General features: G+C 75.0%; 5 protein-coding genes. All 5 read left to right on the top strand.

Translation table 11 applies throughout. From position 1 onward, the window contains the following. Nucleotides 1–214: 214 nt before the first annotated feature. Nucleotides 215–1798 (top strand): bifunctional ADP-dependent NAD(P)H-hydrate dehydratase/NAD(P)H-hydrate epimerase, encoded by a 1584-nt coding sequence (locus tag PINTE_RS19650; RefSeq protein ID WP_373280181.1) that lies wholly within the window; start codon nucleotides 215–217, stop codon nucleotides 1796–1798. A 15-nt stretch (nucleotides 1799–1813) separates the two neighbouring features. Beyond that, entirely contained in the window at nucleotides 1814–3073 is a 1260-nt protein-coding gene (gene alr, locus PINTE_RS19645; RefSeq protein WP_068434040.1) for an alanine racemase, read from the top strand. After that, complete coding sequence (locus PINTE_RS19640; RefSeq protein WP_084343837.1) at nucleotides 3070–4521, top strand: alpha/beta fold hydrolase; 1452 nt, start codon at nucleotides 3070–3072, stop codon at nucleotides 4519–4521. The genes alr and PINTE_RS19640 overlap by 4 nt, the downstream gene beginning before the upstream one ends. Further along, entirely contained in the window at nucleotides 4514–4996 is a 483-nt protein-coding gene (gene tsaE, locus PINTE_RS19635) for a tRNA (adenosine(37)-N6)-threonylcarbamoyltransferase complex ATPase subunit type 1 TsaE (RefSeq protein ID WP_373280180.1), read from the top strand. Before PINTE_RS19640 ends, tsaE begins: the two co-directional genes overlap by 8 nt. An 85-nt stretch (nucleotides 4997–5081) precedes the next feature. Then, nucleotides 5082–6717 (top strand): DNA helicase RecQ (gene recQ / locus PINTE_RS19630; protein WP_157087400.1); only part of this gene is annotated, 1636 nt, incomplete at its 3' end.

Here is a 6717-nt window from a genome sequence, read left to right as displayed (position 1 = left end):
GTCATCGCCGAGCGGCTGCCGGCGCCGGCGTCCGGGTAGTCGGCGGGTCGGCTGGGCGCGCCAGGCCGCGTCGCGGACCCGCTGCGGTCGCCGCGGACATGTCGGGCCCCCGCGGGCATCGGCGGGCACCGGCGGATACTGACGGATACCGACGGACACCCACGGACACCGAGCCAGCGGCCCGCGGCGGTCGCCGGAAGGAAGGGAGAGCACCGTGCCCATCAACGCGTGGTCGATCGAGCACGTGCGGTCCGCGGAGGCCGCCACGATGGCGACACTGCCCGACGGCGAGCTCATGCAGCGGGCCGCGCGCGGGCTGGCTCATGTCGTCGCGGCCCGCCTGCGTGACATCGAGGCGCCGCGGGTCGTCGTGCTCGCCGGCCCCGGCGGCAACGGCGGTGACGCGCTGTTCGCCGCCGCGTTCCTCGCCGACGGGTCCGTGTCGGTCGCCGACGCTGAGGACGCCGCCGATGCGGACGCTGCCGATTCGGACGGGACCGTCTCCGTGGCGGCGGTGCTGCTCACGTCGAACTCGCACGCGCCGGCGCTGGCGGCGGCGCGGGCGGCCGGGGTCGTGCTGCACGAGGCACGGTCCGACTCCGATGACGAGGCGGTGCAGCGGGCCCTCGCGGCCGTCTCCGAGGCCGACGTCGTCGTCGACGGCATCACGGGGATCGGCGGGCGGCCCGGGCTGGCCGAGGGCTTTCCGGTGGCGTGGCGCCTCGTGCAGGCGATCCCCGACGACGCGTACGTCATGGCCGTCGACCTGCCCAGCGGCACCGACCCCGCCGGCGAGCGGACCGTCTCCGACTGCGTGTTCGCCGACGAGACCGTGACCTTCGGGGTCTGCAAGCCGGTGCACGTGCTGGCCGGTGGCCCCGCGTGCGGACTGCTCACGGTAGTCGACATCGGCCTCGACGACCCGGGGGAGCCGGTCGCGGCGCGGCTGGAGCACGACGACGTCGCCGACCTGTGGCCGGTGCCCGGCCCCGCCGACGACAAGTACACCCGCGGCGTGCTCGGCATCGTCGCCGGTGGCGACCGCTACACCGGCGCCGCCGTGCTGTCCGTGACGGCCGCGGTGAGTGCCGGGGCGGGCATGGTCCGCTACGTGGGGCCGTCGGCTGCGACGGATCTCGTGCGCGCGAGCGTGCCGGAGGCGGTGCACGGCGTCGGGCGCGTGCAGGCCTGGCTCGTCGGCTCCGGCCTGGAGGCGCTCGAGGACGGCGACCAGGGCGAAGAGCAGCGCGCGCAGCTCGACGCGGCGCGGGCTGCCCTCGACTCGGCCGAGCCGTGCGTGGTCGACGCCGGCGGGCTCGACCTGCTCGACGGGCCGCGGCCGCACGCGGGCGCCCGCACGCTGCTCACCCCGCACGCCGGTGAACTGGCTCGGCTGCTCAGCCGGCTGGAGGGCGCCGACGTCGATGCTGTCGATGCGGAGGCGGTGCGCGCGGCCCCGATCGAGCACGCCCGGCGGGCGGCGACCGCGCTGCACGCGACGGTGCTGCTCAAGGGCTCGACGACGTACGTCGTGCCGCCGGTCGACGCCCTGCCGGTGTACGCCCAGGCCGACGGGCCCGCGTGGCTCGGCACGGCGGGCAGCGGCGACGTGCTCGCCGGGCTGGCGGGCACGCTGTTGGCCGGTGGTCTCGACCCGCTGCGGGCGGGGGCGCTTGCGGCGCTGGTGCACGGTCTGGCGGGACACGAGGCGAACCCGGGCGGACCCGTGCGGGCGCTCGACGTGGCGCACGCCATACCGCGGGTGGTCGCCCACACTCTGCGCCGCGCGCAGCGCTGAGGGAGGCTGAGAGCGATGACCAGCACCGATGTCCACTCGCCCGCGCGGCTCGTCGTCGACCTTCGGGCGATCCGCGACAACGTCGCCGAGCTCGCCCGACGAGCCGCCGGAGCCCGGCTGCTCGCCGTCGTCAAGGGCGACGCGTACGGGCACGGGCTGGTGCCGACGGCGCGCGCGGCTCTCGCCGGGGGCGCGACGTGGCTGGGCACCGCGCAACTCGCGGAGTCGCTCGCGCTGCGCGCGGCCGGCATCGACGTGCCGGTCATCTCGTGGCTGCACGGCCCGGGCGCGGATTTCGTCCGGGCGCTGGAGGCCGATGTCGACCTCGGGGTGTCGGCGCCGTGGGCGCTGGCCGAGATCGAGGCGGCGGCGGTCGCGACCGGGCGGGTGGCCCGGCTCCACGTGAAGATCGACACGGGGCTGGCGCGCAACGGCGCGTTCGGGCCCTCGCCCGACGGGTCGCTGGGCGCCGACGCGCGCTCGCTTCTGGAGGCAGCCGCGGACGCCGAGCAGCGCGGCACCGTGCGGGTCGTCGGGCTCATGAGTCACTTCGTGGAGTCGGACGAGCCCGGCTCCCCGACGATCCGGGCGCAGCAGGACGTGTTCGAGCGGGCCGACGCGTACGCGAGCGGCCTCGGGCTGGGCCTGCAGGTGCGGCACATGGCGAACTCGGCGGCGACGCTGACGGTGCCCGACAGCCACTACGACCTGGTGCGACCCGGGCTCGCGATCTACGGGCTGTCGCCGGTGCCGCAGGTCGCCGGACCCGCCGAGTACGGGCTGCGGCCGGCGATGACGTTCGTCGCCGACGTCGCCAACGTCAAGTCCGTTCCCGCCGGTCAGGGCGTCAGCTACGGGCACACGTACGTGACGCCGCGGGCCACGCGGCTCGCGCTGCTGCCGGTGGGCTACGCCGACGGGGTGCCGCGGCACGCCTCGGGCTCCGGGCCGGTGCTCGTCGGGGGGCTGCGCACGCGGCTCGCGGGCCGGGTGTGCATGGACCAGGTCGTCGTCGACATCGGCCCGCCCGGCGAGGGCGCCGCGACGGTCGAGTCCGGCGATCCGGCCGTGCTGTTCGGAGACGGCTCCGACGGCGGCCCGACCGCGCAGGACTGGGCGGACGCGGCCGGCACGATCTCCTACGAGATCGTCACGCGGATGAGCGGGCGGCTCCCGCGGGTCTACCTCGGGGCCGATGAGGTGGGCATGACGGGACAAACCACCGATTCGACGACCCGAACGACGACCCGAACGGCGGGCGGGGCGGACCGATGAGCGGCGAGCTTCCCGAACCCAAGGGAGTGCCGAAGCTGCCCGGCACGCCCGACGGCGGACCCAAGGGCCTCGGCCTGGGCATCGCGTTCGGCATCGCGGCGGCCGGGGTGACGGCCGCGGCCGGGTACGCCGCGGACCGCCTCAATCGCGACCGGCGGCTGGCGCTCGCCCTCGACGCGACGACCGAGGATCCCTTCCACGAGGAGCCCGACGAGGTGCACACCGTGGTGGCCTCGGACGGGGTGCAGCTTCACGTCGAGGTCGACCACCCACGGGCGCACCCGAGTTCGCCGGAGCCGGGGGAGCCCGGGGAGTCGGGGGAATCGGGGGAGTCGGGGGAGTCGGGTGGCACGAGTGGCATGGATGGGGCGCAGGTCGGCGACGCTGCGGCGCGTCCGACGTTCGTGCTGTGTCACGGGTACTGCCTGTCGCTGCGGTCGTGGGTGTTCCAGCGCCGGGCGCTGCGCGAGGCCGGGTATCGGGTGGTGCTGTGGGACCACCGCGGGCACGGCCGGTCGGGCACCGGCGACCCCGACTCCTACGACGTCGACCTGCTCGGTGACGACCTCGCGCGCGTCATCGAGGAGGTCGTGCCGCGCGGTCCGCTCGTGCTCGTCGGGCACTCGATGGGCGGCATGACGATCATGGGGCTCGCGCTGGACCGCCCCGACATCGTGCAGCGGCGGGTGGTCGGGGTGGCCTTCGTCGCGACGAGCCCCGGCAACCTCGCCGGCACGAGCTACGGCATGGGGGCGCTCGGCAAGGTCGTGCACCGCATCGCCGCACCGACGGCGGGTCTGCTCGCGCGCCGGCAGGGGTTCGTCGACGGCACGGTCAAGGTGGGTCGCGACGTCGTCGACCTGCTCGTCGACTGGGGCTCGTTCGGGTCGCCGGTGCCGATGAGCGTGGCGCAGCTGACCACCGACATGATCTTCGGCACCCGCATGGACGTCATCTCGGCGTTCATGCCGCGCTTCGACGAGATGGACAAGCGCGAGGCGCTGGCGCGGTTCGACGGGATCGAGGCGCTGGTCATCAGCGGCATGCAGGACCGGTTGACGCCGCCGGAGCACAGCGAGGAGATCGTGCGACACCTGCCGGGCGCCGAGCACATCGTCGTCGCCGATGCCGGGCACGTCATCATGCTCGAGCACCCCGACCTGCTCAACGAGCAGCTGCTGGCGCTCGCCGAGCGGGCGACGCGAGCCGGGGCCCTGATCGGCCGTGCGGGTGCTGGCGGTGTCGGTGCTGGCGGTGGGGGCGGTCGACGTCGGTCGCGGACCTCGGTGCGGCGCACCGTGACCGATCTCTCCTCGGCGCGACGGGCCCGGCGAGTGAGCGCGCGCCGGGCCGTCGGCCGCGAGGCGGGGGACGGGCCGGGCGCGGACCCGAGGACGCGGTCGGGGAAGGGTTCACGACAGGATTCGAGAAAGGACGGCAGTGGCTGAGGCGCGCGACGAGCAGCCGGTGGACGGCCGCTGGCGGGAGCTGCCGACTCCGGAGGCGACCACGGCCCTGGGTGCGGACCTCGCGGCGCGGCTGCGCGCAGGCGACGTCGTGCTGCTCACCGGCGAGCTGGGCGCCGGCAAGACGACGCTGACGCAGGGGCTCGGCGCGGGCCTGGGAGTGCGCGGGCCGATCACGTCGCCGACGTTCGTCATCGCCCGGGTGCATCCCTCGCTCGTCGGCGGGCCCGCGCTGGTGCATGTCGACGCCTACCGGCTCGGCGACGTCATCGAGCTCGAGGACCTCGACCTGGAGGCGTCGCTGGCGGAGGCGGTGACCGTGGTCGAGTGGGGCCGCGGGCTCGCCGAGCAGCTCGCCGACTCCTACCTCGAGGTCGAACTGGCCCGGGCCGTCGCCGACGAGGACGAGACCCCACGGCTGGCCCGCGTGACCGGGCACGGGCCGCGCTGGCTGTGACGGGCAAGGGCGGGCGCGAGTGAGGGGCCTGCCCGCCTGGGGACAGCCGCGGCGGCGTGGTGCGGGCCCGGCCTAGGCTGAGGTGATGCTCCCCTCGCAGCCGCCGGCCCCGGCTCCCTCCGATGCGCTCGAATTCGGCCTCGAGCCGCCCGGCTCCGCAGACGCATCGGCGCAACTGGCGGCGCTGGAGACGCTGCGGCGCGTGTGGGGATACGAGGGTTTCCGCGGGCAGCAGGCGCAGATCATCGACACGGTCATCGGCGGCGGCGACGCGCTCGTGCTCATGCCGACCGGCGGCGGCAAGTCGCTGTGCTACCAGGTGCCCTCGCTCGTGCGGGAGGGCACCGGCGTCGTGATCTCCCCGCTCATCGCGCTCATGGCCGACCAGGTCGACGCGCTGTCGGCGCTCGGGGTGCGGGCGGGCTTCCTCAACTCCACGCAGGGGCCGCAGCAGCGCCGCGACACCGAACGCGCCTATCTCGCAGGCGACCTCGACCTGCTCTACCTCGCGCCGGAGCGGCTGCGCTCGGCGGAGACCGTGCGGCTGCTCGACTCAGGCCGGATCGCGCTGTTCGCCATCGACGAGGCGCACTGCGTGTCGCAGTGGGGGCACGACTTTCGGCCCGACTACCTGCAGCTGTCGATGCTCGCCCAGCGCTGGCCGGCGGTGCCGCGGATCGCGTTGACGGCCACCGCGACCCAGGCCACCCACGCCGAGATCTCGGAGCGGCTCGGGCTGGACGAGGCGCGCCACTTCGTCGCCGACTTCGACCGGCCGAACATCACGTACCGCATCGTGCCCAAGGACAACCCGCGCCGGCAGCTGCTGGCGTTTCTGCGTGCCGAGCACCCCGGCGACTCGGGGATCGTCTACTGCCTGAGCCGATCGAGCGTCGAGGCGACCGCCGAATTCCTGGTGTCCGAGGGCATCGCGTCGCTGCCCTACCACGCGGGCCTGGACCGGGAGGCGCGCGCCCGGAACCAGGCGCGCTTCCTGCGGGAAGACGGTCTGGTCATGGTGGCGACGATCGCGTTCGGCATGGGCATCGACAAGCCCGACGTGCGCTTCGTCGCGCACCTCGACCTGCCGAAATCGGTCGAGGGCTACTACCAGGAGACGGGCCGCGCCGGCCGCGACGGGCTCCCGTCGACCGCGTGGATGACGTACGGCCTCGCCGACGTCGTGCAGCTGCGCAAGATGATCGAGACCGGCGAGGGCGACGAGGCGCACCGGCGCCGCCAGGGCCAGCACCTCGACGCGATCCTCGCGCTGTGCGAAACCGTGTCGTGCCGGCGCGAGCAGCTGCTCGCGTACTTCGGGCAGCCGGGCACCGGGCCCTGCGGCAACTGCGACACGTGCCTGGACCCGCCGCAGGCGTGGGACGGCACGATCCCGGCGCAGAAGCTGCTGTCGACCGTCGTGCGGCTCGACCGGCGCGGGCAGCGGTACGGCGCTGGGCATCTCATCGACATCCTGCGCGGCGTGGCCACCCCCCGCGTCAGCCAGCTGGGGCACACCGACCTGACGACGTTCGGCATCGGCACCGACCTCACCCAGGGGCAGTGGCGCGGGGTCGTTCGGCAGCTGCTCGCCGCGGGGCTGCTCGCCGTCGAAGGCGACTACGGCACGCTCGGGCTCACCGAGGGCAGCGCCGCCGTGCTGCGCGGCGAGCGCACCGTGCCGCTGCGGCACGACCCGGCGCCCACCGGGCGGGGCGGGC

This window comes from Piscicoccus intestinalis NBRC 104926 (genome assembly GCF_001515525.1).
Lineage (GTDB): Bacteria > Actinomycetota > Actinomycetes > Actinomycetales > Dermatophilaceae > Kineosphaera > Kineosphaera intestinalis.
The sequence above is the reverse complement of the archived record's forward strand: the minus strand, read 5'-3'. Positions and strand labels throughout refer to the sequence as shown.

What these genes read in the sequence shown, in the direction of transcription:
- alr (WP_068434040.1), top strand. Translation starts at nt 1,814, where the DNA reads ATGACCAGCACCGATGTCCACTCGCCCGCGCGGCTCGTCGTCGACCTT.
- PINTE_RS19640 (WP_084343837.1), top strand. Translation starts at nt 3,070, where the DNA reads ATGAGCGGCGAGCTTCCCGAACCCAAGGGAGTGCCGAAGCTGCCCGGC.